The 25,793-nt window shown below is 68.6% G+C and carries 20 protein-coding genes; 11 read left to right on the top strand and 9 right to left on the bottom strand.

The features are described 5' to 3' along the window. The first annotated feature begins 210 nt into the window (after positions 1-210). A complete protein-coding gene (locus ACN27F_RS09685) occupies positions 211-1,059 on the top strand; it encodes a putative protein N(5)-glutamine methyltransferase (RefSeq protein WP_421432634.1) in 849 nt (282 codons plus the stop codon). Between the two features lie 8 nt (positions 1,060-1,067). Here ACN27F_RS09685 and ACN27F_RS09690 read toward each other — a convergent pair whose 3' ends face one another. From ACN27F_RS09690 to ACN27F_RS09720, 7 genes are all read right to left on the bottom strand, one after another. Further along, positions 1,068-1,964, bottom strand: coding sequence for a glycoside hydrolase family 16 protein (locus ACN27F_RS09690; protein ID WP_421432637.1), 897 nt, complete (start codon positions 1,962-1,964; stop codon positions 1,068-1,070). After that, the gene (locus ACN27F_RS09695; protein WP_421432639.1) at positions 1,961-2,797 is read right to left on the bottom strand and encodes a polysaccharide deacetylase family protein; all 837 of its coding nucleotides are present in this window, start codon (positions 2,795-2,797) and stop codon (positions 1,961-1,963) included. Before ACN27F_RS09695 ends, ACN27F_RS09690 begins: the two co-directional genes overlap by 4 nt. Before the next feature lie 361 nt (positions 2,798-3,158). Further along, positions 3,159-4,271, bottom strand: a complete 1,113-nt coding sequence (locus ACN27F_RS09700) for an endo-1,4-beta-xylanase (RefSeq protein ID WP_421432641.1) — start codon at positions 4,269-4,271, stop codon at positions 3,159-3,161. A gap of 235 nt (positions 4,272-4,506) precedes the next feature. Then, on the bottom strand, positions 4,507-4,926 hold the full coding sequence (locus ACN27F_RS09705) for a cold-shock protein (RefSeq protein WP_421432644.1): 420 nt from the start codon (positions 4,924-4,926) through the stop codon (positions 4,507-4,509). A 236-nt stretch (positions 4,927-5,162) separates the two neighbouring features. Further along, the gene (locus ACN27F_RS09710; RefSeq protein ID WP_421432646.1) at positions 5,163-7,274 is read right to left on the bottom strand and encodes a CotH kinase family protein; all 2,112 of its coding nucleotides are present in this window, start codon (positions 7,272-7,274) and stop codon (positions 5,163-5,165) included. Beyond that, the gene (locus ACN27F_RS09715; RefSeq protein WP_421432649.1) at positions 7,265-8,089 is read right to left on the bottom strand and encodes a polyphosphate polymerase domain-containing protein; all 825 of its coding nucleotides are present in this window, start codon (positions 8,087-8,089) and stop codon (positions 7,265-7,267) included. The genes ACN27F_RS09710 and ACN27F_RS09715 overlap by 10 nt, the downstream gene beginning before the upstream one ends. Next, on the bottom strand, positions 8,089-8,703 hold the full coding sequence (locus ACN27F_RS09720) for a DUF4956 domain-containing protein (protein WP_421432651.1): 615 nt from the start codon (positions 8,701-8,703) through the stop codon (positions 8,089-8,091). Before ACN27F_RS09720 ends, ACN27F_RS09715 begins: the two co-directional genes overlap by 1 nt. A gap of 485 nt (positions 8,704-9,188) precedes the next feature. Between ACN27F_RS09720 and ACN27F_RS09725 the strand changes: the two genes are divergently transcribed. Then, positions 9,189-10,133, top strand: a complete 945-nt coding sequence (locus ACN27F_RS09725; protein WP_421432654.1) for an endonuclease domain-containing protein — start codon at positions 9,189-9,191, stop codon at positions 10,131-10,133. Positions 10,134-10,499: 366 nt separating this feature from the next. Here the strand turns inward: ACN27F_RS09725 and ACN27F_RS09730 are convergent, their stop codons facing one another. Further along, complete coding sequence (locus tag ACN27F_RS09730) at positions 10,500-11,882, bottom strand: PHB depolymerase family esterase (protein WP_421432656.1); 1,383 nt, start codon at positions 11,880-11,882, stop codon at positions 10,500-10,502. Between the two features lie 212 nt (positions 11,883-12,094). Here ACN27F_RS09730 and ACN27F_RS09735 point away from each other — a divergent pair, with 212 nt between their 5' ends. The 9 genes from ACN27F_RS09735 to ACN27F_RS09775 all read left to right on the top strand — a co-directional run bounded on the left by ACN27F_RS09735 (position 12,095) and on the right by ACN27F_RS09775 (position 22,529). Further along, on the top strand, positions 12,095-13,219 hold the full coding sequence (locus ACN27F_RS09735) for a LacI family DNA-binding transcriptional regulator (RefSeq protein WP_421432659.1): 1,125 nt from the start codon (positions 12,095-12,097) through the stop codon (positions 13,217-13,219). Positions 13,220-13,311: 92 nt separating this feature from the next. Beyond that, positions 13,312-15,216, top strand: a complete 1,905-nt coding sequence (locus ACN27F_RS09740; RefSeq protein WP_421432662.1) for an alpha/beta hydrolase family protein — start codon at positions 13,312-13,314, stop codon at positions 15,214-15,216. A 5-nt stretch (positions 15,217-15,221) separates the two neighbouring features. Beyond that, a complete protein-coding gene (locus ACN27F_RS09745) occupies positions 15,222-15,377 on the top strand; it encodes a hypothetical protein (RefSeq protein WP_421432664.1) in 156 nt (51 codons plus the stop codon). A gap of 96 nt (positions 15,378-15,473) precedes the next feature. Continuing rightward, positions 15,474-17,489, top strand: coding sequence for a RiPP maturation radical SAM C-methyltransferase (locus ACN27F_RS09750; RefSeq protein WP_421432667.1), 2,016 nt, complete (start codon positions 15,474-15,476; stop codon positions 17,487-17,489). Further along, positions 17,470-18,147 (top strand): DUF5825 family protein, encoded by a 678-nt coding sequence (locus ACN27F_RS09755; protein ID WP_421432669.1) that lies wholly within the window; start codon positions 17,470-17,472, stop codon positions 18,145-18,147. The genes ACN27F_RS09750 and ACN27F_RS09755 overlap by 20 nt, the downstream gene beginning before the upstream one ends. Positions 18,148-18,190: 43 nt before the next feature. Further along, on the top strand, positions 18,191-19,393 hold the full coding sequence (locus tag ACN27F_RS09760; RefSeq protein ID WP_421432672.1) for a cytochrome P450 family protein: 1,203 nt from the start codon (positions 18,191-18,193) through the stop codon (positions 19,391-19,393). Continuing rightward, complete coding sequence (locus ACN27F_RS09765) at positions 19,386-20,663, top strand: MFS transporter (protein WP_421432675.1); 1,278 nt, start codon at positions 19,386-19,388, stop codon at positions 20,661-20,663. The genes ACN27F_RS09760 and ACN27F_RS09765 overlap by 8 nt, the downstream gene beginning before the upstream one ends. Positions 20,664-20,690: 27 nt before the next feature. Next, positions 20,691-21,203 (top strand): TIGR00725 family protein, encoded by a 513-nt coding sequence (locus ACN27F_RS09770; RefSeq protein WP_421432677.1) that lies wholly within the window; start codon positions 20,691-20,693, stop codon positions 21,201-21,203. Between the two features lie 210 nt (positions 21,204-21,413). Next, entirely contained in the window at positions 21,414-22,529 is a 1,116-nt protein-coding gene (locus ACN27F_RS09775) for a type I restriction endonuclease (RefSeq protein WP_421432680.1), read from the top strand. Between the two features lie 363 nt (positions 22,530-22,892). On the opposite strand, the gene ACN27F_RS09780 is transcribed toward ACN27F_RS09775, so the two are convergent. Further along, positions 22,893-25,295: a UvrD-helicase domain-containing protein gene (locus ACN27F_RS09780; protein WP_421432682.1), complete on the bottom strand. Its 2,403-nt coding sequence runs from the start codon at positions 25,293-25,295 to the stop codon at positions 22,893-22,895. Positions 25,296-25,793 lie beyond the last annotated feature (498 nt).

Here is a 25,793-nt window from a genome sequence, read left to right on the forward strand (position 1 = left end):
TGCCCGGCTGGCCGTGTACTAGCATGATGATCGAGTCGATGTCCGCCGTACGCACCAGCAACGCCGTACGCACCAGCAGCAGTGCGGACCGTTTCGAGGAGGTGAGTTCCCATCAGCGCAACATCCAGCCGGGTGCTCCCGCCTCACGGCCGGCCGATCCGTCCGGCCTAGGCGTCTCCGAGCATCCGTGGCCTGCCGCGAAAGGCTCCGATGCCCGTTCATCTGTCGCCGCTGACCCAGTATCGACTCGTCGACCGGCTCCGCGCCGCCGGATGCGTCTTCGCCGAGGACGAAGCCCGGTTGCTGGCCGGTGCGGCCGCCACGCCGGACCGGCTGTCCGTGATGATCGGCCGCCGCTGCGCGGGGGACCCCTTGGAACACGTCCTCGGCTACGCGGAGTTCTGCGGGCGGCGGATCGCCGTCGGCACCGGCGTCTTCGTACCTCGACGGCGTACCGCGCTGCTCGCCGGCGTGGCGACCAAGGCGGTACGCCGTAGCAGGTCGGCCGTTCATGGCCGGGTGGTGCCCCGGCCGGTGATGGTCGAGCTGTGCTGTGGATCGGCGGCGGTGTCCGCGGTGGTGCTCAGCCGGATCGGCGGCGACCGGATCGAGGCGTACGCCGCGGACGTCGACCCGGTCGCCGCCGGGTACGCCCGCCGCAACGTCGCCGTTCCCGTCTTCGTCGGCGACCTGTACCAACCGCTGCCGGCCGGATTGCGACGCCGGATCGATGTGCTGGTGGCGAACGTGCCGTACGTGCCCACCAAGTTGATCGAACTGCTGCCGGCGGAGGCGCGCAGGCACGAGCCGCGGCACTGCCTCGACGGCGGGCCGGACGGTCTGGATCTGCTGCGTCGGGTGGTCAGGGACGCGACGAGTTGGTTGGCACCGGGAGGCCGACTGCTGGTGGAGGTGAGTGCCCACCAGACCACGCGGGCGGCGACCGCCGCGCGCGGCGGCGGGCTGACCGTCGAGGTGGTGACCGACGCCCGGCTGGACGCCACGGTCATGGTCGGTCGGCCGCGGCATCCGCCGCACCGGCTCCGGGCCGGGCGGTGAGCCACGGATCAGGACGGGGCGTAGCCGGCGACCCAGTCGATCTGGAGATTGACCACGTCCGGCGTGTGCTGATCCGGGCATGCCTCCCAGGTGTGCCCGCAGTACCACGCCTGACTCTGCAGGGCGAGTGCCATCGCCTCGTCGGGAACCTGGTCACCGCTGACCGTCGCCCAGGGTTCACCGTCCAAGGTATAGACCAGCTCACCCGGAGTCCACTGCAGACCGGCAGTGTGCCAGCGGGTGAAGTCGCCGGGCACGCTCCGCTCGATCGGCTCGCCGGTGACCGGGTGCAGGACGCCGTACATCCGGTCACGCCCCTTGCCGTTGTCCTCGGCGATGTCGATCTCCGGCGGGTACGTGTCGTCGCCCGGCCACAACAGCAGCGCGTACGCGATGCCGGTGCCACGGTCCATCCGGAACCGGATGTCGTACCGGCCGTAGGCGCGGTTGACCGACCGCCGGATCGACACCCCGCCGGTGACGTAGATGTTGTCGCGGGCGGCCTCGCGCCAACCCCCGATGGTGAGCATGCCGCCGCCGACGGAGACATGACCCGGGTCGAACCAGCCCCCTGGGTCCCCGTCCGGCTGCCCCGAGTAGGCGAACCAGTCCTCGCTCAGCTCGACGCCGGTGAAATCGTCGACGAAGATCTGCCGCCAGCCGGGTAGATCACCGCGAGGCGCCGCGATCCCGGACGGGTGCGCCGTGCCGCTGCCGCCGGCCGTGGTCGGCGGTGGACCGGCCCGCGGTGGCGGTCCGTTGCCCGCCGGTGCGGTGGGCTGAACCGTTGCGGTGCCGTGGCGCAGCAGGGGCACGGCGATACCGAGTGTCAGTACGACGGCGGCGAGCGCGGCGCCGACGGCGAACACGGTGCCCCGGCGATGCCACCAGCGGCCCGCGTTCATGTCAGTTGGCGTCCGGCCCGCCGCGCCACCCGTCGGGTCAGCCGCCAGGCCGGCTGGGCCAGCCGCTTGGCGTGCGGAATCATCCGTGGGCCGCCCGTGCGGACCAGGTCGAGCGTCGCGGCCGGATCATGGTCCACGGTCGGCAACAGCCGCGGTACGGCGAGCCTACGATCACCCGGGCGGTAGCGTCGCCGGCCGACCTCGCAGGCGTTGTCGTGGCCGGCCCGGCGAACCGCGGCCCGGACCCGCCAGTCGTGATATCCGTGCGGGTAGCAGAACGACCGGATCGGCTGTCCGAGTCGCTGTTCGAGCCGGTCCCGGGCGGTGACGATCTCGTCGGCGGCCCGACGGGGCGGCAATACGTCGAGCGGATGGTGCAGCAGTCCGTGCGAACCGATCTCGACGTGACCGGACTGGGCCACCTCGGTCAGTTGTGGCCAGTCGAGCAGCGGTCCGAAGGCGGCGGCCCACTGGCCGAGCCACCGTGCCGGTTGGCCGAGATGCGCGACTGACGGGTAGAGGGTGGCGCGGGCCCCGGCCGCGTCGAGCAGCGGCAACGCGCGGGTGAGAAAATCGGCGTACCCGTCGTCGAAGGTGAGCGCGACCAGCGGCGGGTTCGGCCGGCTGCGGTCCACGACGGCGGCGTCGAACAGGTCGAGAGCCTCGCTCAGACCCACCATTCGGTAGCCGGCGCCGGCGAGTGCGGCCAGTTGCTCGGCGAATCTGGCCACCGGTACGGCCAACGGGCGCAACGGCCCCCGGTCGACCGTGGAGATCGAGTGGTACATCAATACCGGCAGCGCTGCTGCCGGCGACCTGCCGGACGACGTCACCCGAGGTGTCTACCCCGTCTGGCCGGAGCAAACCTGCCCGTTGGGGGGTCGGCGGGGCTGCCCACCCGCCGGTCGAGGCACAGCATGTCGCAGGCCGTCGGTCAGCAGCCCGCACATGCGCCGACTGCGGGCACCTGGCGGGGGTCGGAGTTCGCCAGGTGCCCGCAGTCGGTGGTCGGGGCGGGCAGGCCGCGATCGGCGACCCGTCACCGAAATTTCCGGGCGATCATCCGGTAGTTTCGGTTGCCTCGCCGGAAATGTTACGGGCCCGATGCGCCCGGGTCAACGGGTTCCGAGGGTTGCGACCGCGCTGTCCACCGGAAAACTCCCGGTCGCTCACCCGCCGAGGGCCACGGAGGGTTCACCATCGGGGTGGCGCCACCAGCGCCAACGTGGCACGCAGCGCGTCGTACGCCGGTTTTGGCTGGAGGTCCTCGTCAAGGATGTTCGCCGCGCCCTGGCCCTCGAACCAGCCCGGCACCCAGGAGTACCTGTCGGTGAAGCCCCACACGGTGAACGAGTTGCAGCGAGACGCGAGCAGGCAACCCTGCAGCAGCGTGTCGTATCCCTGGGCCTGCGCCTGCAGCTTGATCGTCTCGGTGGGCATCGGCATCCGCACATCCGCCTCGGTGACGGCGGTCTCCAGCCCGAGCGCCTCGAACCGGCGAAGGTTCTCCGCCACCGCCGAAGCCGGCCAGAACCCGTACTGAATGCCCAGGTGGCCCTGGATCCCCATGCCGTGCACCGGTACCCGCTGCCGGCGCAGATCCTTGATCAACTCGTAGTAGGCGGTGCTCTTCTCGTTGATCCCCTCGACGTTGTAGTCGTTGAGGAAGAGCTTCGCGCTCGGGTCGGCCGCGTGCGCCCAGCGCAACGCGTCGGGGATGTACGAGGGGCCGAGCTCCCGCAGCCAGAAGCTGTCCCGCAACTCGCCCTCGTCATCGAAGATCTCGTTGGCCACGTCCCACTGGTAGACCCGGCCCTTGAAGTGGCGCATCGTGGCGGTGATGTGCTCGCGCAAGATCTTCCGCAGTTCGCCGGCGGTGATCTCGCCGGACTCGACGCCCTCGGTCAGCCAGGCCGGGTTCTGGTTGTGCCAGACCAGCACGTGGCCGCGTACCACCTGCTTGTTGCGCCGGGCGAAATCGACCAGCTCGTCGGCCTGGCCGTAGTCACGCTGGCCGCGGACCGGCTCCAGGGATTCCCACTTCATCACGTTCTCGGCGGTGACGCTGGAGAACTCGGTGGCGATGCGGTCGCGGTAGGTCTCGTCGGCACCCAGCGCTGCCATGTCGACAGCCGTGCCGATCTGCAGTTTGTTCCACCTGACCAGTTCACGCAGGCTCTGTTCGGTGCTGGGCGGGTCGCCGGCCGGTGGCCGGCCCGGGTGTGCGGTGGCGGCCACGCTGGCACCAACCGTAGTCAGCATTGCTACGGACAGTACGCCGGCGGCGAGTAGGCGGATCGCCTTCATGGCATTCCTTCCGGAGACTGCACGGGGGAAGTGCCGGCATGGACGGACGGGCCCGAACCGGTACGGGACCGAAATCTGGACGGTACTTTCCGGAACACTTCCGTAAGTTGTCTGGAACCTATGACCGCCGCAAGCCATAGTCAACCCTGGATCGCGCCCGCACACTCAGCACAGCACCGTTACCAGGGGTGAGCAGGACACGCCTGGGTTGGCCGGCGTGTCCGCGAAGTCGGGCTCAGTCCACCCAGCCGCACTTGCGCGAGAACCGGAGCAAATGGCCACGCAGCTCGACGATCTGTGCACCGGTCAGGTACGGAGCATCGGCGAGCAGCAGCTCGGTGATCCGCTGCAGATACTCCGGCTCGGAGAAGATCTCGCAGAGCTCGTCGTCGGCACCCTCGCCAGAAACGCTCACCGAGCGGGATCCACCGCCCGCCGGCGCGGCCGGGACATCGTCGAGGATCTCCACATCGTACGCTTTCGGGCCGCGACCACCGTCAATGACCTTGAAGGAAACCCGGGTGCCGGTCGCTACCCGGATACCACGCTGGGTCAACTCACCAGCGTGCACGAACACGTCATCGCCGCCGTCGTCCGGTGCGATGAACCCGTAGCCGCGGCCCTCGTCGAAGCGCACCACCCGGCCAACACCCATGCCATCCTCCAAACCACACCACCCTCGACCGCCACCAGCCGCCGATCACACATCGTACGCCGACGTACCACTGCGCCGGAGCATCGTTCGATCAACCCGGTCATGATGCCGAACCGCCCACAGTCTGACAACCGCGTGCTGGGAGGTGTTTACCCGGACGGCGCCGTCCGCATCCGGCACCGTCCTCATCCGGCACGGTCGGCGCCGGATGAGGACGGGGGATGTCGGCCCACGGGTTACGCAGTGGCCGTGCAGTTCACCGTCGGTACGCCGTTCGTCCCGGTCCACGTGCCGATGAAACCGAACGTGGTGCTGGCGCCGGCGGACAGCCGGCCGTTGTAGTCGACGTTGCGTGCGGTCACCAACGATCCTTGGCTGGCCACCGTCGCGTTCCAGACCTGACTGATCGTCTGGCCGTTGCCGTAGGTCCAGGTCACGGCCCAGCTGGTGACCGCTGTCGAGCCGGCGGTCACCCGGACCTCGCCCTGGAACCCACCTGGCCATTGGCTCGTCACCGTGTACCCTGCGGCGCAGCCCGCTCCGCCCGGCGGCGGCGTGGTCGGATTCGGCGGCGGGGTCGTGGGGTTCGGCGGCGGGGTCGTCGGATTCGGCGGCGGGGTGGTGACCGGACCGCCCCAACCCGCGGTCGAGTCCAGCCACGCTGCCCGACGCAGCATCCAGTCCTGCATGTACTGCACCTGGCCCTGCCAGGTGGGAGCGGTCGGGGTGATGAAGAACCCGATCATCGGCGTGGTCAAGTTCGGCCAGCGCTGGAAATTGCGCTGTGCCCCGTTGGCCAACGGCGTCGCCAGAGCGTTCACCCTGGCCTGCAGGGACGCGTTGGAAAGCAGACCACGGCGCAGGGACTGCCAGCGCAGCCGGATCTCGTTGACGAAGGCCGGATCCCGCATCAGCTGGTTGTACCAGTCGTTCGCCAGCGGCTGACGGGTCTGCTGGTACTGCCAGCCGGCGGTCTGGTTGTTGCCGAAGAAGCCGCCGACACCGAAGGTAAGGTCGTAGTCCCATAGTGGACCGGCGAATATCTTGGTGTCCCGGTCCTTGTAGAAGTACGCGCTGCGGACGTACGAGTCCATTTCGCGGCTGAGCTCGTTGAGGATGAGCTGATCGATGAAGGAGGGCACATCGATGTACGCCCGGTAGCCGGTGGCCGGGTCGGCGAAGTTCGGTGCCCGGAGCACATCGTGGAACTGCTGAATGTAGTTACGTAGCCAGTCACTCTGCTCCGGCTGCAGCGGGTCCGGGTCGGCGACCTCCAGATAGTTCCAGCAGGTCGCCGCCGGGCCGGTGCACGGCAGGGTCGGCTCCTCAGCGGCCATCCACTCGAACTTCCAGATGTAGCCACCGGTGATCTTCGGCAGGGTCCGGTCGTCCTCGTCCAACTGCTTGAGGTCGAGACGATTCTTGGAGTTCTTGATCGTCTCGACGATCATGTAGACGCCCATGTAGTCCTCGCTGCCGACCGGGCTGGCGTCGGTGTTGAGGTAGAACTCGGCAAAGGCGTACCGGGGAGCGGGCAGTCCCATCTCCCGGCCGAGATCGTAGACGAGCGCCTCACGGATCAGCGCTTTGTCGGTGAACGGCCCGCGCAGCACCCAGTCCGAGTCCTCCGGCATGCCCAGCACCGGATAGTCGGCGTCGTCGTCCTCGTTGTCCCAGAACTCGATTCGGTACGGCGTCTTGTCGAACGTCGCCGACGAGTTGCCGCGCAGCCGGAACCCGGCCCGGGTGGCCACGGTGGGCGCCGCCGCCAGCGATGTCGTCCCACCCGACGGTTGGAAGATCATCGTCGCGGCGTCGAAGTACTCCCGGTCCGGGCGGCCGGCACCGTACGAGTCGATCAGGATCAGCGGCAGGTCGTGGTTGGTGCTGGCGGCGGCGCGGGCGACGTACATCGCGGTGCCCGGTTCTCCGGCGGCCGCCGCGCCGACGAAGGCCTGCGCCCGCAGCTGGGTGGTGCCGGTCAGGCGCAGCGGCGAGCCGGGGTAGAGCGGTGATGCGGCGGTGGGCAACTGCCCGTCGGTGGTGTAGCGGATCTGCGCACCGCTGATCGCGGTGCTGAGCGAGACTGAGACCTCGCTCTGGAAGGTGCCGCTCGGCACCGAGAAGGTGATGTCACCGAGCAGTTCGTCGGCCGCCGCGGCAGTGGCCAACCCACTGTCGGGCGCGGCACCGGACGCGGCACCAGGCCCGGTGCCGGACGCGGTGCCGGAAATCGGTTCGGCCCCTGCTGGGGACGAGTACGGGATCAGCAGCCCGGCGATGAGCACGGCCGCGGCCACTGTGCCCACGGCGCGGACGGTCGCCGTGGTGCGGACGGTTAGACGCACGATGCCTCCTGTTCGAGTCGGCGGGTCATCAGCAGCTCCGGACCGCCCGACGGTGCGGCGCCGCAGAAATGCCGGCGCAGGGTACGCCGCCACGGGGTGTCCGGCAGTTCCGGACGCAGGGCGGCCAGGCCGGTGGCGTACTTGGAGATGCGGGCCGGCCGAAGGCCGCGATGCCACAGCATCCGGTCGACCAGCGACGCCGCTGCCCTGGTCTTGGTTTCGACCACGGCGAAGTCGGGCAGGTGCAGCATCCGGACACCGACGTGCCAGCTCAGGCCGGTGTCGATGGTGACCCGGCTGGCCGCACCGGCCAACAACAGCGTGCTGCGCCGGTAGCTGGTGACCAGCACTGGATGAAGGTCGCCGCCGGGCGAGATCGACTCCCGTAACAACGCCTCGTCGACGAAGTCACCACCGGGCCGTACGGTGGCGCGATCCTGCGGTCGATAGGGCAAGCGGTGTTTGGTGATGTTTCCCCGAGCTCCGTTGATCTTGACCTCCAACCAACACTGTCCGGAGTCGAGATAGGTTCGGGTACGCACCTTGAACCGCCGTCGGCGGCGGTACGCGGCACTGTGGTAGCTCACCAGCTCGGGCGTGTCGAAATACACCGACTCGTACCGGAACGAGCGCTCACCGTCGATGTCGAGCACCCGTGCGTACGGAGCGGCGCGGCTCAACAGCGGCGGCAGCTCGGCAAGCGGGACCAGATACTTGCGATCCACCCGGGTTTGCAGAGCGGCCTGGTCGATGAGTTCGGCCAGTCCGACCACGGCCAGGTCCGCCAGTGACGAGGCGATCGGCAATGTGATCATCACAGGGCTCCCGCCTGGGCCGGAGCGCCCGTGTTCGCCGCGGCGCCGGTGGTTGCGATCCGGCGACCGGCGACCGAGAAGCGGACGTCGACGATGGTCGTCTCGTTGACCAGATCGAGCCGCTGGACCGTGACCGTGTGCACCCGTGCACCAAGCAGCTGCTCCAGATGGGCGATCAGGGCGATCTGGTCGGTGTGCGCGGAATCGAGCACAATGATCTGATGACGGTAGTGCCGCAGCAGCCGGGGGTGGTCGCCGCTGAACATCACCACGAGGATCAACGCCATCAGTCCGGCGCTGAGCCAGATCGAGGTGGTGCTCAGCGCGCCGAGGATGCCTAGCGCAAGGGCGGAGAAGTAGTACGCGACCTCGTGCTGGTCCAGCTCCGTCGAGCGCAGGCGGATGATCGACAGTACGCCGAACAGCGCCAGGCCCAACCCGAGTCCGGCGCCGACGTTGCTGGCGCTCAGCGCGCTCGCGACGGCGAGCACGCCGACGTTGACGCCGAGGTAGGCGACGACGAGATCACGTCGGCGGTGGCGCGGGAAGTACAGCCCGAAGACGAGCAGCACCACCGCACAGATGTCGATCGCGAACAGGACGAGCTGCGACATCTCGTACGTTCCTCCTGGATCCACTGCCGGGCCCGATCGGTTCGCCTGCGGCGCTGCCAGCGCAGACACGGCACACCACTCGGAACCGCAGGCGAACAACCCCAGAACTTCCGGTAAACTTTCGGGAACTCTTCCGAAACGGTAGCCATGGCATCGACCGACGTCAATGCTTTAGTTCGGTTTGCCAGGTCCTGCGGCGTCAAACGACAGCACCGACGCGGCAGATGCCGGCATCGCCGCTGGTGGATGCGCTTCACGGCAGCCGGCCCACTGGATCTCTCACGGCAGCGGCGTACCGAAACTTTCGGCCATCACCGCCGACCGGACACGGCACCGGACCCACCGAAGCGCGACGGCGTCGCTCCCCCCGAGGCGTGACGTGGCTCGCCGGCCTGCGCCTACCGGGAGCGGTCGGAGCAGTCGGATCGTTGACGTAACCCACTGTCGGGACAGCAGATGACGAACGCTGACGGCACAGTGGCCCGATGCCCCGCGTCGCACGGATTCCTCGCGAGTTACGCCTCAAGCCATTCTCCGGCAGCGGCGCGGTGGCTGCCGGACTGCTCACCAAGCGCAATCTGACCGGCCCTTCCTGGCGCCGGCTCCTTCCCGACGTGTACGTCCATGCCTGCGCGTTCGATGATGGTGACCACCGAATGTGGTGCGAGGCGGCGGCGCTGAAGCTGCCCGCTGGCGGCGCGGTCAGCGGCCTGAGCGCGGCATTCCTGTGGGGTGTCGACCTGCTCCCCCGCCGCAGTCCGGTGCACATCACCCTGCCTCGCTCGGCGCGGCCCGATCCCCACCCGCGGTTGGCCGTCGCCCACTGGGCACTCGGCCCCGAGGACCTGACGCGGCTGTTCAGCGGGATACCGCTGACCACCGAGGTGCGTACGGCATTCGACCTGGGCAGATCACTGTCCCGCGCCGATGCGGTCGCTGCCGTCGACGCACTACTGCACCGCCGCCTACTGCGCCGCGAAGCGCTGACTCACTACGTCGGCTCCCACGCCGGACTGCCCGGCGTACGGCGGGTACGGGAACTCCTGCCCCTCGTCGAGGCGTCGAGCGAGTCGCCGATGGAGTCCCGGCTACGCTTACTGCTGCACGATGCCGGTCTGCCCCGCCCGCTCCCGCAGTACGAGATCCGGTTGTCCCCGGCGGCCACGCCGTCGAGCGCAAGGCGGGATGGCCCCTACCGGTCAGGCCGCTTCCTGGCCCGGGTCGACCTTGCCTATCCGCAGTGGCGGATCGCGATCGAGTACGAAGGTGATCACCACCGGGAGCGGGCAACGTTCCGCCGCGACGTCAGTCGCTTCAACGTGCTACGGGCGGCCGGCTGGCTGGTGTTGCGGTTCACAGCAGACGACGTACTTCGGCAAAGTGCGCAACTCATCCGAACTGTCCGACAGGCCATTGCCGAGCGCACCTGACAACCGTCGCTGCTCGCCGCACACGATGTGAGGCTGAAATACCTTACCTGGCTTGTGTAAGGTATCCCAGCCTCACATCGCCACCCAGACTCCCACCGCTGGCCGCGGGCGCAGGAGACGACGCCGCAGAAGTCCATCAAACCCGGGCTTGACGTACCGCTTCTTCAGCGGCAACCGGTACGCCATGGATCCTGATGTCGAACCGGCCTCGACCCCGATCGTTTCGACGTCTACGGCGACTGGACCGAACGGCCACCCGCGCGTACCCGGATCACCGTGATCCGAGCACGCGCTGAACCGGTGCACGGCACGGGTGGCGGGTCGGCCGCCCGGCTGGACGACCCGCCACCCGGTGCGCGCGTCAGATCAGGCGACGGCGCAGGGAGTGCCGTTCAGGGTGAACGAGCTTGGCCTACCACTGTTGCCGGTGTGGGTGGCCTGGAAGCCGATGCTCTGCGAACCGTTCGGCGCAATGGTCGGGTTGTAGGACATGTTGCGGGCCGATATCGCACCGCTGCTCGGGGAATAGGTGGCGTTCCAGCCCGAGATGATGCTCTGCCCGGACGGCAGGGTGAACGCCAGCGTCCAGCCGTTGATGCCGCTGGTGCCGGTATTGGTGATGGTGATCGAGGCGACCAACCCGGTGTTCCAGGCGTTCACCCCGTACGCGACCCGGCACGCGCCGGACGGCGGCGGGGTGGTCGGTGGTGCGGTCGTCGGCGGAGCCGTCGTGGGCGGAGCCGTCGTGGGCGGAGCGGTCGTCGGTGGGGCCGTCGTCGGCGGCGGGGTCGTCGGCGGAGCCGTCGTGGGCGGAGCCGTGGTCGGCGGAGCGGTGCCGTCCAGGCCGAAGAAGCGGATCACCTGGGCGGCGTCGACCGGCAGGTTGTGCCCGACACCCTGCATGCTGATCGCCTCGACCGGAGCCATACCGCCGGAGCTGCCGTACCGGGTACGGGTGTAGCCACCCTGGGGGCTGTCGGTGTAGGTCGGGGTCTGGCTCAAGCCGTGCACGTTGGTCCACTGCTTGATCTGCTCGGCGAAGTTCGGGTAGCGCAGCGTGTCGTCATTCGTGCCGTGCCAGATCTGCATCCGTGGCCACGGGCCGGAGTAGCCCGGGTTGGCGTTACGGACCGCGTCGCCCCACTGCTGCGCCGTACGGACGATCTGGCCGTTGGCGCACTGGCTGTTCCACTCGGAGCCGCCGGTGGTGGCGAAACAGGTGAACGGAACACCGGCGAACGACGCACCGGCGGCGAACACGTCCGGGTAGACGCCGAGCATGACGTTGGTCATCATCGCGCCGGACGACACCCCGGTGGCGAAGATCCGACCGGGATCGGCGTTGTACCTCTGCTGAACGTAGCTGATCATCGAGCGGATGCCGACCGGGTCGCTGCCACCGTTGCGGGTCAGTGCCTGTGGCGAGTAGACGTCGAAGCACTGGCTGCTGCGGGTCACCGACGGGTAGATGACGATGTAGCCGTAGCGGTCGGCCAACGAGGCGTACTGGGTGCCGGAGTAGAAGGCCGGCCCGGTGCCGGTGCAGTAGTGCATGGCGACCAGGATCGCCGGCCGGGGTGCGACCTGGTCCGGCACGTACAGGTACATCCGCAGGTTGCTCGGGTTGGTGCCGAAGTTGGTCACCTCGGTCAGCGTGGCCGCCGAGGCCGGCGTCGCCATCATCAGCGCGGCCGCCGCAGCGGTCGCCGTCGCCGCGGCGACGGCGAGGATCTTGGCTTTGAGTCTCATGTGGTGTTCCTCCGGAACGCGTGCAGGAGTATCTGACGCGGGGTTGCCCAGACGCCCGCTTTCTCCGGCTCGAAACAGTTACTAGTATCAGTAGAAACGGTTCGAGTGGCAAGGTCCACGCCCGATAACATCGAGATGCTCCTATGGAAGCGCTTCGACAGTACGTACCATGGGCCGGACAGGGACCCGATGGCAAGCGGAAGGTCGGCTCGATGGTCGTGGATCCAGCCTCGACGCACCAGCCCGGAGCCGTCCCGAACGGCACCGAGCCAAACGGCACCGAGCCGAACGGCACCGAGCCGAACGGCGACCCGCGCAACGGGCAGCGCCGCGGGCGGCGGCCACGGGAGCTTTCCGTCGCGACGATCGCGCGCCTCGCCGGGGTCTCCAAACCGACCGTGTCCAAAGTCCTCAACGGCCGGTCCGGGGTTGCGTTGACGACTCGCCGGCGGATCGAGACGCTGCTACGTGAGCACGGCTACCAGCGTCCCGGGAGCGTCAACCCCGCGCCCGGCATCGAGGTCATCTTCTACGAGCTGGAAAGCCACCTCGCGATCGAGATTCTTCGCGGGGTGGAGCAGGTGGCCAGCGTCCACGAGCTGTCGGTGGGCTTCACCGAAGCACGGGGACGGACCGTGCCGGGCCGGTCATGGGCCGAACAGTTACTCGCCCGCCGCCCGGTCGGGGTGATCGCCGTCTACTCCGCGTTCACCCCGGAGCAGCACGCGCAGCTGGCGGCCAGCGCCATTCCGCTCGTCGCGCTGGATCCGGTCGGGGAACCGCTGCACGCGACCCCGTCGGTCGGCGCCACCAACTGGAACGGCGGCATCACCGCCACCCGCCATCTGTTGAGCCTCGGTCACCGGCGGATCGCGGTGATCGGCGGACCCCGCGAGATGCTCGGCGCCCGGGCCCGGTTGGAGGGCTGTCGGGCGGCGTTGGACGCCGCCGGCGTCCAACTCGACGAGCGACTTGTCCGGAGCGGCCGGTTCTACTTCGAAGACGGCCAGCAGCTCGGTCGTGAGTTGCTGGACCGCCCCGATCCGCCGACCGCGGTGATCTGCGGCAACGACCTGCAGGCTCTCGGCGTCTATGCGACCGCCTGGCAGCTCGGCCTGCGTATCCCGGACGATCTGAGCGTCGTCGGTTTCGACGACATCGACAACGCCCGCTGGTGCTGCCCGCCGCTGACCACGATCCGCCAGCCGCTGGCGGAAATGGCGGCCACCGCCACCCGGATGGTGCTCGACCTCGCCGCCGGCCAGGAGATGACCCGGTCCCGGGTGGAGATCGGCACCACTCTGGTGGTCCGCAACAGCACCGCACCGCGTCGATGACTGGATGATTGCGCACTCAGTCAGATACTTTGTTTACCAATCGAGTCTGATCGATTACTCTCGGTGTGGTACCCGACCCGATCGGGGTGGCTGTGAACACATCACACGCGCCGAACACACTGCACACGCCCGCCTTCGCCGCCCACCGGCCCGCGCAAGCCATCGAACTCTGTGACTACAGTGGCCTGGCTCAGGTCCTGGCCTGGAACCGGAGCACCGGCCGGCGCGAGGTCCGCACGAACGCGCCGCACGGTGTGACCGCCTGCGACATCGAGCCGGACGGCAGGCACTTCTGGTGGTTCGACGCGGACGCGGCGGGCATCGGTGTCTGGCGGCGTCAACCGGTCACGCCCGCCCCAGCCGATTCCGCCCCAGCCGATCCCGAATCACCACCCGCAGCGCTCACCGGCCTGCCGCCCGGACGCCAGCACGGACTCGCCTTCGACGCCGCCGGCCGCCGCGCCGCAATCTGCATCGGCACCGGCGACGAGACGCGGTGCTACGTCGGTGTGCCCGGTGGGCCGGGCCACCTGGTGGCAGTCGCCGAGGGCTACACCACCCTGGTCGATCTGACCGCCGACGGACGCACTATCGCCCTGGCCGGGCGGGCCGGCGGTGACACCGCGATCAGCCTCATCCGCCTCGGCGACGGTCAGTGCGAAACCGTAGCCGGCAGCGACCACCACCGGATCTGGGCACTGGAGTTCCGCCCCGGCGATCGGCCCGCACCGCAACTTCTGGTCGTCGTCGAGACGCAGGGCCGCTACCAGGTGGGCACCTGGCAGCAGGATCGGGGCATCGAGTTGCCGCGAGACCTCTCGTACGACACCGAGGTCACCGCCCACTGGTACGGCCAGAACGGGCGGGTGCTGATCCAACATGACCGCGCTGGACGCAGCCGGCTACTGCTGGCCGACCTCGACACCGGCGAGCATGCCCACGACACCGGCGAGCATGCCACGGTCGCGACCCCGCCCGGCACCATCCTCGATCTGACCTGTGCCCCGGATGGCGGCATTCACTACGTCTGGACCTGTGAGTCGGTGCCGCCCCGGCGTCTGGTCGCCGATCCCGCAGCGGCGACGGCCGGACCGGCGCCGCCGGCCGACGCCAAGGCCGGGACCAAGGCCGACGCAGCCAGCGACACCAGCGCAGCCAGCGCCAGCGGCATGGCCGGGCGGACCGAGTTGTGGACCGGCCAACCGTACGGTCGGATCCACAGCTTCCTGGCCACCCCGGCCGGCACCGGGCCGTGGCCGACGCTGTTCCTGGTGCACGGCGGGCCGTACCTGCACGACCGCGACGCCTACGACCCCCGGGTCGAGCTGTTGGTACGAGCCGGTTACGCGGTGGTGCGCACCAACTACCGGGGATCGACCGGGTACGGACCCCGGTGGCAACGAGCGTTCGGGCACCGGGTCGGGCTGGCGCAACTGGACGACCTGGCGGCCGTACGCCGGCATCTGGTCCGCCTCGACGTCGCCGCACCGGGCCGAATCGGCCTGTGCGGCTACTCGTGGGGCGGCTACCTGGTCCTGCTCGCGATGGGCGTCGCCCCGGCCGAATGGTCGGTCGGCCTCGCCGTCTCTCCGGTCGCCGACTACCCGGCGGCCTACCGCGACACCACCACGGCGCTACGCGAAGTGGACGACGAACTTTTCGGCGGCGGTCCCGACGAGTTGCCGCAGCGGTACCGCGCCGCGAACCCGATGACCTACCTGGACCAGGTACGCGGGCCGCTGTTCATCGCCGCCGCCGTCGACGACGACCGCTGCCCACCGGATCAGGTACGCCGCTACGTCGCGGCGTTGCGCCGCCGTCGGGTGCCGCACCACCTGCACTGGATGTCCGGCGGCCATCACGGCGACGCCGCCGGCCAGACGCAGGCGTTCGACGAATTGCTCCGGTACGCCGGCGAGACGCTGCGACCGGACCGAAGCGGGGCGGCCGCGGCGAAAGGTCGCCCGTACCTGACAGCCAGCCAGGGAGGGAGGTGAATGCAATGAAGCGACGCAGCGTACGTCACGACCCGATCGCGACCAGCGAGCGGGAGCGCGGGGCGGTCATCGTCAAGATGCTCCTCGACATGGACCGGGCGGTACCGGCCAAGCGGACCGGCGTGACCGAGGCGGCGGCCGACAAGGTGGCCGGCGAGTGACGCAGCAGTGGTGACCGCGAGTTCAACGGCTTCGTTCCGGGGTGTCGAGCCAGCCGCTCCGGAACGGCGCCCACCAACGGGTGGAAGGGACCGGCGATGAAGGTCGTCCTGGTGCACATGCCGTGGGGATCGATCGACGTACCGTCGCTGGCGCTGGGCATCCTGCGTACGGCGGCCAGCCGGGCCGGCCACGAAGTCCAGGTCCGCTACGCCAACCTCGACTTCGTCGACTGGGTGACCAGGGTCACCGGCTTCACCCTGGCCGACTACCGGTACTTCTCGGAGTCCTCCTACTTTCTCGGGGCCGGAGACTGGGTCTTCTCGGGGTTACTCGACGACTCGGACCGGCCGTTCGACCCGTACGCCCGGTTACTCACCGAAGGTGGCGCGACCGACGCGGAGATCGCGTTGACCGGGGCGATGCACCGGATCGTGCCTGATTTCATCCGCGATCTCGCCACCGCACTGACCGCCGAGCTGGCCACGGACATGTCCGGCGAACCTGGCGGCGCGGTGGCCGGGGTCGTCGGTTTCACCACCACCTTCCAGCAGAACGCCGCCAGCCTCGCCGTCGCCCGGTTGATCAAGAAGTTGCGGCCGGACATCCGGATCGTGTTCGGCGGGGCCAACTGCGACGGTCCGCAGGGAGCGGCGCTGCACCGCAACTTCCGGTACGTCGACTACGTCGTACGTGGCGAAGGCGAGGTCGCCTTGCCGCAACTGCTCGACGCGCTCGACGCGCTCGATCCGCTGGATTCCGCCCCGCCCGAACAGGCAAGCCTGGCCGCCGTCTCCGGCCTGTGCTGGCGGGACCCGGACGGGACCGCCCGAGCCAATCCGATGTCGTCCCGGCCACTGCCGCCGACCGGCATCGTCGCTCCCGACTACACCGGCTACCTGGAACGGCTGGACGCTTCGGCGGCGGCCGACTGGGTGGCGCCCAGGCTGGTCGTCGAAGGATCCCGGGGCTGCTGGTGGGGCGAGAAACACCACTGTACGTTCTGCGGGCTCAATGGATCGTTCATGCAGTTCCGCAGCAAGAGTCCGGCCCGTTTCCTGGACGAGGTCCTCGACCTGGCCCGCCGCCACCAACTGCTCGACTTCATCGTGGTCGACAACATCCTCGACATGGCGTACTTCGACTCGGTGCTGCAACGGCTGGCCGATTCGGAGTACGACGTCCGCCTGCACTTCGAGGTCAAGGCCAACCTGCGCCGGCACCACTTCCAGCAGTTGAGCGACTCCGGCGCGGTCCAGGTCCAGCCAGGGGTGGAGAACCTCAGCAGCCACGTGCTGCGGCTGATGGACAAGGGCGTCACCGGCTGCCAGAACGTACGGGCGCTACGTGACGCGCAGAGCGCCGGTGTGACGGCCAGCTGGAACTATCTGTACGGGTTCCCCGGCGAGACGGCACAGGACTACACCGGCGTCATCGCGCAACTGCCGGCGTTGCACCACCTGGAGCCGCCGATCGGCTCCGCCCGGATCGCCATCGAACGGTTCAGCCCCTACTTCGACCGCCCCGAGCTAGGATTCGCCACCCTGCGGGCGGCCCCGCAGTACACCGAGATCTACCAGCTGCCCGAAGCCGAACTCGCGGATCTGGCGTACATCTTCACCTCGGTGCCCAGCGGCATCGACCAGGCGCAGGCCGCCGACCTCGACGCGGCGCTCGCCACCTGGCAGGCACGCTATCCGGTCAGCCGGCTCACGTACCAGGAACTGCCGGACCGGATCGTGCTGGTCAGCCAACGGGCCGGTTACGACTGGACGGTCATGGAGCTGGCCACGCCGCCCGAGATCGAGCTGTTCCGGCTGCTGGGGCAGCCGCGCACCGCCGCCACTCTCGCCGCCAAGGTGCCCGGTGGTGCGATGGTCGTCGAACCGCTGCTGGCGCACTGGTCGGCGCTGGGCCTGTTGTTCCACGACGGCGGCTACCAGGTGCACCTGGCGGTCGAGTCCAACAACCAGGTGCTGACCCGACTGGACCATCGCCGGGCCACCGACTCGGCAGCCACCGACTCCGCAGCCACCGCTCCGGCGGCCACCGCCGCCAGCCGGCCTGTCGTTGGCCGCTCTGAGGAGGAACCACGTGCCGCAGTCGTCGCCTGAGCGCACCGACCTGGCCGGGTGGACCGGGTGCGGGGTCGAGATCGAACTGTCCCGGGACTACGAGCCCGGTGCCGCGCGGATTCCGGGGATGTCCTTCGGCGTTCGGCGCATCACCGGCGGATGGGGGCCGCAGGTGGCGGATCTCTACCGGGCCGGCGTACGGCATGCGCGGCTCGCCGACCCGGTCGACCTGTGCCCGGACGCCGACGTCGCCGCCGCCCGCGCCCTGGTGCTGGTCCGGGAACTGACCGCGCATGCGATCGCCGTGGACTGGGTGGCCCGTTGCCACGACGGCTGCGCCGGTGGAGCTCTGTTCAACCACCTGTACCCGCCGGACCGGGTCGACGGTGCCGGTGACGACGCGGCGGTACGCGGCTGGCGTGAGTCGTTCTTCCTCGGCAAGTGCGTGTTCCGCCGTGGTCCCGGGTTCGCCGAGGTACGCGACCGGCGACTCGGTTCACTGGAGATGTTCACCATCGACGAACCGCGCCATCTGGCGGCGGTCGAGCGGATGACCGAAGGCGTCCCGACCGGACAGGTGCCCGCCACGGTACGCCGGGATCTGACCGACGCGCGGTTGATCGTCGAACAGGCCGGGCACCTGTGGTGGCTGCCGACCCGGGCGTACCGGTGGCCATTTCCGGCACTGGGCATTTGAGCACGCTGTTTCCCGCATGAACCGTTGCTGCGAGGAGGGGCTATTGGACACCGCGACCGGCACGCCGGCGCAGCCGCAGGTGCCGTACATCGCCGATCCGTACCCGACGTTGGCCCGGATCCGGGCCAACGGCCCGGTGTCGATCCTGCACAGCGACGAAGGCCTGCCGATGTGGGTGATCGCACGCTACCGGGACGTGCGGACGGTCCTGGCCGACCCACGGTTCGGCCAGGACGCGCGCCGCGCCCAGGCGCTGGCCGACAGCCGGGTCGCCGGGGTCACCCTCGGCGGTGACGTCGTCCACATGCTCAACAGCGACCCGCCGGACCACACCCGGTTGCGGCGGCTCATCCACGCGGCGTTCACCGCCCGGCGGGTGGCGGCGATGCGGCCGATGGTGGACCGGATCACCACCTCGCTGCTGGACGGCCTCGCCGGTCGGGAGACGGTGGACCTGGTGAAGGACTTCGCCTTTCCGCTGCCGATGCTGATCATCTGTGAGCTGCTCGGCTTCCCGGCCGAGGAGCGTGGCGCGTACCGGGCCTGGTCGACGGCGATCCTGACGCACAGCGACGATCCGGCCGACTTCGCCACGGCGCTGCGCGAGATGACCGACTACATCGCTGTCCAGTTGCGGCATCGGCGGACCCATCCCGGTGACGACATCCTGACCGAGCTGCTGACCGCGCGCGACGCCAACCAGCTCACCGACGACGAAATCGTCGGCATGGTCTTCCTGCTGCTGATCGGCGGCCACGAGACGACCGTCAACCTGCTCGGCACCGCCACCCTCGCCCTGTTACGCGATCCCGACCAGCACCGGTGGCTGCTGGCGAACCCGGACGCGCTGGCGGCCGGAATCGACGAGTTCCTCCGCTACGAGTCCCCGGTCAGTATGGCGACGCTGCGGTTCACCACCGAGCCGGTCACCGTCGACGACGTACCGATTCCGGCGGGTGAGCTGGTCCTGGTCTCGCTCGGCGGGGCCAACCGGGACCCGGACCGCTTCCCGGAGCCCGACCGGTTGATCCTCGACCGCAGGGATACCGGGCATCTCGCCTTCGGACACGGCCTGCACCGCTGTCTCGGCGCGTTTCTCGGCAAGCTCGAAGGCGAGGTGGCGCTCGGTGCTTTGCTGGCCCGCCACCCCGGGCTGACGCTCGCCGCCGACGAGCACCAGTTACCCTGGCGCAACACGATCATGCTGCGCGGGCTGGAGTCGCTGCCGGTGGCCCTCGATGGGTGAGGGCGCGGTGGCCACCGCCACCACCACGGCCGGCCGGTTCCGGCCGCAGCTCAGTTTCGCACCACTGCGCGTACGCGGGTACCGGCTGCTGTTCGCCGCAGAACTGGTGTCCGTCTTCGGCGACGCCTTCCACGCGGTGGCGCTGCCGTTCCTGGTGTACCAGCTCGGGGGCGGCGCCCGTGAACTCGGCCTGCTGGTCGCGGGCTACGGGCTGTGCCGGCTGGCGACGACGCCGCTGGGCGGGATCCTCTCCGACCGGATCGGCCCGTGGCGGGTGATGCTGATCTCCGACCTGAGCCGGGTCGTCCTCACCGCCGCCATCGTCGCCGCCGCCGTAGCCGGCGACCCGTCCGTACCGGTGGTCGCGGTGCTGGTCGCCGGCACCGGTCTGGGCGCCGGGCTGTTCCAACCGGCTGCCTACGCGATCACGCCACGGCTGCTGCCCACCGAGCAGTTGCAGGCCGGCAACGGGCTGCACACCACCGCCACCTTCGCCGCCGGGATGATCGGCCCAGGCGTGGCCGGGCTCGTGGTGGCCGCGCTGTCGCCAGCGGTGGCGTTCGGGGTGGACGCCGTGACCTTCGCCGTCTCGGCAGCCTGCCTGGCGATGATCGGCGGTGTCGGGCGCGCTTCCGCGATGCCGCCGAAAGCCACCAGCGGTGGCGACGGAGCCGCCCCGGCCGAGGCTCCGATCGGGTTCTGGCGACTGCTACGGGAGTCGGCGCTGCTGCGTACCGTGCTGGTGGTGACCGCCGCCGCCAACCTGACCGTCGGCGGGATGGTCCGGATCGGGTTACCGTCGCTGAGCAACGACGACTTCGCCGCCGGTGCGGGCGGGCTCGGCGGACTGCTGGCCGCCTTCACCGCCGGCTCGCTGGTCGGTGGGCTCTTCTCCGCCGGCCTGGCCGGACTGCCCCGGCGCGGGGCGACCGCGATGCTGTCCGGCATGGTGCTGGGCGTGGCGATCGCGCTGGTGCCGTTCGCCGGCTATCTCGGTGCCGTGCTGGCCCTGGTGGTGGCCGGGCTCGCCAGCACCGTCACGAACGTGCTGGTGATCACCATCGTGCAGCAGAGCACCGCGCCACACCTGCTCGGCCGGGTGATGAGCGCGATCGTCTTCGCCGCGCTGAGCCTGTTCCCCCTGTCGACGATCGCCGCCGGCCTGGTGGTCGACGTGTACGGCAGCACGGCGGTCTTCCTCGCCACCGGAGCCACGCTGCTGGCCGCGTTCGTCTACGGCCTCACCCGTCGCGAGCTGCGCCAACGGTGACGGCGAACCGGCACATACGCTGTGCCGATGACAGCTTCGACGGCGGTAGAGAGCAATCGACCAATGCCGGCGTACGTGGCGGTGATCGGACCCGGCGACGCGGCCACCGAGCTGGAGCGCCTCGCGTACCGGGTGGGTGAGCTGCTGGCCGATGCCGGCGCCGTTCTCATCTCCGGTGGCCGGGGCGGGGTGATGCGCGCCTCCTGCGCAGGTGCGGCCAGCCGTGGTGGGCAGGTGGTCGGCCTGCTGCCGGGCCCAGATCGTGCTCAAGGAAACGAATTCCTGACCGTCTCGCTGCCGACCGGATTGAGCGAGATGCGCAACTTCCTGGTCGTCAACGCCGCAGACGCGGTGATCGCCATCGGCGGGGGTTGGGGCACGTTGAGCGAGATCGCGCTCGCCCAGCGGGCCGGTAAGCCCCTGGTGGCGCTCACGAGCTGGACGGTGAGCCAGCCAGGAATGGACGTTGCGCTGCGGGCCGCCGCTACACCGGAGGATGCCACGGCCCAGGTGCTGGCATGGTGCGCCTCCAGCCAGTAACGCATCCCACTCGCCACCGCAACACCGCGAACCCGCCCTTTCCGATGCATCGGGTCGACGAAAGGAGGGACTAGTCGGTCTCTTTTCAGGGCATCGCGCTAGGCCATCGACCGGTAATATCCGGTCGCTGCCCTGGAGCCCCGACTCACCAACCGGGAATTGCAGGCAGCACATGACATCCTTTACCTGGTCACAAAAGGAGTGCAGTTGATGGAGTTCGATGAACGGGTCGCCGCGCTCGCCACAAAGGTCCGGAATCAGCGGGACGCGATTCAGACGGAAGAAGCCGCCAAGAACGCTTTCGTCATGCCGTTCATCTCAATGATCCTCGGCTACGATGTCTTCGATCCACTGGAGGTCGTTCCGGAATTCACCGCCGACGTCGGAACCAAGAAGGGCGAGAAGGTCGATTACGCGATCATGCATGCCGGCGAGGTACAGATCCTCATCGAATGCAAGCAGCCACGCGACTCCCTGAAAATTGAACATGCATCTCAGCTTTATCGATACTTTTCGGTCACAAATGCACGGATCGCCGTTCTCACAAATGGGCAGGTGTACCATTTTTACACCGATCTCGACGCCCCCAACAAGATGGACGCCAAGCCCTTCCTGGTGTTTGACCTAGAAGATATCGACGACAGCCTTCTGCCCGAACTGCGTAAGCTCACGAAGGAAGTATTCGATCTCGATTCGATCATCAGCGCAGCCGAGGAGTTGAAGTACCTCGGCCAGATCAAGCGTTCGATGGCAGCGCAGTTCAAAGACCCCGAGGACGAGTGGATCAGATTCTTCGCGACGCGGGTGTACGACGGTTCGTTCACCCAGAAGAGGCGCGAACAGTTCAGATCGCTCGTCTCCAAGGCCGCCTCGCAGTTCGTCAGGGACCAAGTAAACGAAAGACTGAAGGGCGCACTCTACGCAAGCCTTCCCAAGCAGGCTGCCGAAACACCCTCCGAAGCATTGGAGAGCCACGAAGTCGCGCTGAGCGACGTCGCCCGTGACACGGAGGTGGAAACCACGCTTGAAGAACTCACCGGCTATCAGATCATCAAGGCGATCGCATGCAGCGAAGTCAAGCCCCAACGCATTGTTGGCCGCGATGCGAAATCATACTTCGCAGTCATTCTAGACGACAACAATCGTAAACCAATCGCGCGTCTTCATTTCAACGGAAAGTCTCGGAAGTACGTTGGAACGTTCGACGCAGACAAGGCGGAGACCCGCCATCTGATTGGCTCTATCGACGACATCTATCTTCACGCTGACGCAATACGTACTGCGGTAAGGGCCTTCATGGGCGAGGGGGGAAACAAGACTCTTTGAGAAGCCGGGTATTCCCTCTGCAACCTGGTTCAGTGCGCCGATCGGGCTGCGCGGGTGCAGACAGCGGTCACGTCGTGAAATGGAGCCAGCCAGGCGGTAGCCACGAACGTTCGCGGTACTGAATGACACGCCGCCCGGCCCGTCAGCCGGGCGGCATCGTGGCGTCAGGCTGTGGCGGTCGTAGATCCGGTTGGCCAGCAAAGCTCGCTGTTGGAGGGGAACCGCAGGGATCCGTAGACGGTGTGGCATCCACCGGGGGCGGCCGCGGTCCACCAGCACACCACGCTTCCCGCTGCTGGTCATCAGCCATCTGGGTTCCGATGACCCCGTCGTCGTCGGCGACCTGCACCATGTCCATCCTGGCTATAGGCGGTCGCCGCGCCGGCGGTGAAGGTGTTCCCGCAGCCGCCGGCGCAGGCCACCGATCGGTCCGGTGGCGTCGAGCCGGCGCAGGAAATCCGGCACGCTCCAGGTGACGAGGGCGCCCTGCCGGGATAGGTACAGGCCGACCCGGTCGATGCCGTACCGGTCGTCGTAGTCCAGCAACAGGTAGCTGGCGAGTTGGTAGATCTCGTCACGGCCTAGCCGGCGGGGTTGGATGGCCGCCTTGCAGTCCAGCAGCAGGCCGTCGAGGATGAAGTCGGCGTCCGCTCCGCCGATGTCCTGGCTGCCGAGGAACGTCGGACCGCAGATCCGGGCAGTCGCGGGCAGTTCGAGGAACGGCCCGAACGGCTCCTGGGCGATCGCCAACTGCCGGTTGATGTCCTCGATGGCGTAGTCGGGAACCGCCATCAGGAGATCGTCGAGAGTGGTGGCCGGGGTGGCACCGGTCAACATGCTGTACCGCCGGATCTCACCGGTTCGGTAGATGTCTTCGTAGTAGGCGGCCACGAAGCACAGGCGGCCCAGGATCTCCCCGTCGAGGTCGTCGTCGCCATGCAAGTACGCGTCGACCATGGAGATCAGGTCGCGTCCGGCTCTGTGCAGGGCGTCCCGTACGGGTGGCACGAGTGCGCCTCGGAGGGGCAGGCGGCTGCCGACGGCGTCGACGCCGATGGTGACCGGCGCGCCGAAGGGATTACCCAGGCAGAGCCTGAGCCGGAAGTCGATGGCGTGGCCGAGCGCCGACCAGTCGGGGTATTTCACGTCGAGTGGCTGCACCGGGCGAGGCAGATCGCAGATTCGCCGAAGGTAGTCTTGTACAACGGCCGCGCTGTTCGGCAGGTGCTGGGCCACGAACTGCGACATCGGGGAGTTCGGATACCTCAGCTGGCGGGTCAGGCTGAGCTCGATCATCGGTCGCCCGGCCACCGTGCCGTCGCCGGCCGCCTCGGTGGCCTTCTCGTAGTCGTCGATCCAGGTGATGCCCGCCGGGTCGAGGTGGTGCCGGGCTCGGGTGACCGCCACATAGATCAGGCGGGCCTCAGTGGCCCGTAGCGGGCGCGGATTTCCGTCGTCGTCGACCGACGGTGCCGCGAAGCCGTCGCCGATCCGTACCCGCGACCACTCCCGGCCCTTGGCCTTGTGCGCGGTGGACACGGTGACCTTCGCGGTGCGCTCGTCTGCGAGCCGGTCGACCGCGTCGATGATCAGGTCCGGCCCGTAGGTGTCGACGAGCGTCACGATCGCCTTGAGATCCTGGCCGGCGGTGTCGTTCTCGGCGTACTCCTGCACGTCGGCCCAGGAGGTGAACAGGAACAGCTCCGGATGAGTGGTACGTCGACCGGACTTCAGAGCTTGGGCGGCCTGCGCGATGTTCCGCAGCGCGCCGCCGCCGCCCGTGAGCGCGACCGGTACGCCCCGCTCCAGAAAGCCGAGGACCTCCTGCATCGCGTCGGCGTTCCCCCGGCACAGCACGGCGTCGATCTCCGCCGCCGAGCCGACGCGGGAGTCGGTGGCGCTGTTCCCGGTCAGTTGCAGGTCCGACTCGGCGTGCCGGAGCCACCGGTTGGCCGTCCGGGCGATGCGTGGGCCGAAACGGAACGACTGCGTCAGGTACAGGTGATCCGCAGGGAAGCCGGTCATCACGTCCCGGGCGTTGCGCCAGGCGTAGATCTGCTGGGCCGGGTCGCCGACGCACACCCGCTGCGCGTTCTGGGCGAGGAAGACCTCCTCCAGTACCGGGTTGGTGTCCTGCGCCTCGTCGAGCAGGACGAAGTCCGCCGCGAGCGCGGGCTCGGTCAGCGCCCACATCTTTAGGTAGTGGTCGTGTTCGAAGCGCAGTTTGCCGTCCGTTGAGCAGATGTCGTCCCAGGCCCGGCACGCGTACGGGAGGAGCACCCGGGCGACGTGGTCCTGGGCCGCCGGGTCCAGCCCGTTGACCCGTTCCAGATGCCGGGCCATCAGCTGGCGGTCGGTGCTGTAGCAGAATCGACGAATCATGCCCATCACCAGGCGTGCCTGGTGTCCGCAGGCGATTGGACGGGAGCTGACCCACAGATTCTGGTGGATGCCCAGCAGCCGCGCGGTCTCCTTGGAGGGTATGCGGGCCGACCGGTTCAGACGTTCCCGGTAGTTCAGCCCGACGGCACGATGTGCCAGCGAGTGCGCGGTACGGCAGTCGACATTCGCCCCGAAGCGCTGCCTGGCCTCGTCGGCGATCGCCTTGTTGAATGCCACGTAGAGACCACGCTTCCTGGTAACGCCAGCCATCAGGACCAGCGTGGAGGTCTTACCGGTGCCAGCCCCAGCCACGAGGGCCAGTTCCCTACCCGCGAGGAACGTGTCCCGGGCGGCGAGCTGTTCCTCGGTCGGCTTGACGTCCATACGCCCCTTCCAGGACTGATTTCCGTGCTCAACCGTTGTGATCCCATGGACCACCGGCGGGTCCGCCCGAGCCCGAAAGCTGCTCGCGGAACCAGTGGAGCCTACTCGAAAGCAAGCGCGGTGTGATCACTCCGCTACCGTCATCGCGAGCAATTCGCGCTCTCATCAGGCACTCGGAGGGCCAAGAATTTCAAGGGCGCCCGAGAACACGTGCCCCGCTCCGTCCACGTGGTCAGCAGGCGCAGTCTTCGTATCCATGTGCTCCGCCCACCAGCGGACTTTGCGCGCGTTCAGCCCGAAAAGACCCGCCTGTTCCAACAGCTTCGACGCCTACAGTCCACACAGATTTCCCAGCGCCGGTAGTCCCACATCCCTTACCAGTCCATTGCCTGTGAGCCGCCGTGTGCCACCGGATGTCAGTCGCCGATCACGACCCCTCCGGACCCAGCGGGACTCCCCCGGACCAGGCGACCCGAACCGCCCCCGCCCAGGACAGAA

It is taken from the genome of Solwaraspora sp. WMMB335 (assembly GCF_049179075.1).
Lineage (GTDB): Bacteria > Actinomycetota > Actinomycetes > Mycobacteriales > Micromonosporaceae > Micromonospora_E.